The following is a 2,538-nucleotide window of genomic DNA, read 5'->3' on the forward strand; positions in this document are numbered from 1 at the left end:
GTTATTTTTTATCAATTTTCTTTTCCGCCTTTACCGTGACTTCTTTCTTCGCCCTGGTCTTGGCCTTAGCCGCTCTTTTCACTTTTTTGCCTTTACGGATCTTGGACATTTCTTTTTTAGCTTCCATTCTGGCCTGGAATTTTTCTACCCGGCGGGCCGAGTCAACTAATTTCTGCTTGCCGGTATAAAAAGGATGGCAAGCCGAACAAAGCTCGGTTTTGATTTCCGGCAAAGTTGAACCAGTAACAAAAGTGTGGCCGCAAGCGCAGCTTACTTTCGCATCTTTGTAATATTTTGGATGAATATCTTTTTTCATATTTTTGCCCTACGAATCTACAAATCTTATTACGAATTTATAAATTAAATTTAGATGGCAAAGAAGGCAAAAAGAGAGCTTAAAAAAGGTAAGAGGGGGAAAAGGGAGAAATCTTTCCCTCCTTGTTCCTCTCGCCCATCTTAGGAATTATTTGTATATTCGTAGCAGATTTGTTGATTTGTGGAAAATTAAAAAAGCACGAGAATTAGGTGCTGATTTAGATACTAACATAAAATAAAAAATAAGGCAAGGACTTGACTTTTATTTAATTTCTTGATAAATTACAAATCTAAAAAACGTGGAAACAGTGTTGGTCTAGCCAGAGGCCAAAACCTCTGACGACGAGGTTCGATTCCTCTAACTGGTCCTACGAGGGGCGAGTTTTTGCAGAGAATAGTTGGGAGGTGAAGAAGCATCCGCTTTGGTGGATGTGGAGCCGAAAAATCCTGTAATAAAATACTTTTACTGGTGTGGAATACCAACCAAGAACAAGCTGAACCTGCCTCTTGCTAAAAAACGGGGAGAGCAGCCTCAAGGATTCCGCGTTTTGGGGGAAGCAAAACATCGCTTCCCCTTTTTATTTTTTATTATTTTTTATGTTATAATGGTTTTATGACAAAGGTTGCCAACATCGCGAAAAACACTTCCTACCTAACTCTGGCTTTAATTATACAGAAGGTCATTTCTTTCACCTATTTCACGCTTCTGGCGCGCAATTTGGGGCCGGAGGATTTGGGCAAATATTATTTTGCCATTTCCTTTACCACGATTTTCGCTATTTTTATTGACCTGGGACTCGTAAACGTTTTAACCAGGGAAGTGGCCAAAAACGAAGAAAGGGCCAAAAATTTATTAGGGGCGGTTTTAACCATAAAATTGCCTTTGGCCGGCCTGGCCTTATTGGTCGTGGGTTTAATGATAAATTTAATGGATTATCCGGCGATTGTCAGGAATTTGGTCTATCTTTCCTCGGCCTGCATGGTTCTGGACTCATTCTCCACGACTTTCTTCGCGGTTATCCGGGGTTTTCACAATCTAAAATTTGAAAGCATAGCCTCGGTGGTTTTTCAACTTATTGTTATGGCTTTCGGCCTGTCCGCCCTTTACGCAGGCCAGGGGCTTTATTGGATAATGGCGGCTCTGGTCTTGGCCAGTATTTTTAACTTTTTTTATTCCCTTTTCATTCTTTGGCGAAAATGGGGGATAAAGATAAGGCCGGTTTATGACAAAGCTTTGATAAAACTGATCGCGGGCATTGCCATTCCTTTCGGCTTATACGCCGTTTTCCAAAGAATTTACACTTATCTTGATTCGGTTCTTCTCTCCCTTATGGCCGGAGACAAGTATGTCGGGCTTTATCAAATCGCTTTTAAAATTATTTTCGCCCTGCAATTTCTCCCCCTGGCTTTTACCGCTTCGCTTTATCCGGCCATGAGTTCCTATTGGGTAAACAACCGCAAGCAACTGGCGATTTCTTTTGAGCGGGCCATGAATTATTTGATTATAATTTCCCTGCCCATCACCGCCGGCACCATCGTCACCGCCGATAAAATTATTTTAATTTTTAAATCCGGGTTTGCCGAAGCGGTTCTCCCCATGCAAATTGTTATTGCCGGCTTGATTTTTATCTTTATAAACTTTCCGATTGGCTCGCTTTTGAACGCCTGCGACCGCCAGAAAATAAACACTATAAATATGGGCATAGTTACGGCCGCGAGCGTAATCCTGAATTTATTTTTAATTGCTAAATTTCAGGCTGTCGGAGCCAGTTTAACCGTTCTAATTACCAATATTTTAATGTTTGCCTTGGGCATTTTCTGGGTGGGAAAAATTATCAGCTACCGCAAAGCAAAAATTATTATGGTTTTTTTGAAATCGCTTCTGGCCGCGGGGCTAATGGCCGGATTAGTTTTATACTTTAAACCTTTGGTTAATATTTTCGCCTTGGCGCCGGCCGGCGGCATAATTTATTTTATCTTGCTCTTCTTGCTTGGCGGCTTTAGGAAAGAAGACATATTAAGTATTTTTAATTCGTTTATTTCTAAAAAAATAGGGGTGATATTGCCGACCGATGAAGATTGATATCCATAACTTAATTTCTAATTAACTAATTTCTAATTCCTGCCTGCCCTGCCTACCGGACAGGCAGGCGGCAGGCAGGTCTAATAAAATGTCTAATTTAAAAATTCCTAATGTCAAAAATGTTTTTAATTTAGAAATTA

Annotated in this window: 1 protein-coding gene and 1 pseudogene; one reads left to right on the forward strand and one right to left on the reverse strand. The window is 40.4% G+C overall.

Translation table 11 applies throughout. From position 1 onward, the window contains the following. Window positions 1-109 precede the first annotated feature (109 nt). Window positions 110-316, reverse strand: a pseudogene (gene rpmE / locus PHQ42_05495) (50S ribosomal protein L31). Between the two features lie 612 nt (window positions 317-928). Here rpmE and PHQ42_05500 point away from each other — a divergent pair. Next, window positions 929-2,398, forward strand: coding sequence for a flippase (locus PHQ42_05500; protein ID MDD5072152.1), 1,470 nt, complete (start codon window positions 929-931; stop codon window positions 2,396-2,398). The last annotated feature ends 140 nt before the right edge of the window (window positions 2,399-2,538 follow it).

The sequence above is a fragment of the Patescibacteria group bacterium genome (genome assembly GCA_028711655.1).
Classification (GTDB): domain Bacteria; phylum Patescibacteriota; class Patescibacteriia; order Patescibacteriales; family JAQTRU01; genus JAQTRU01.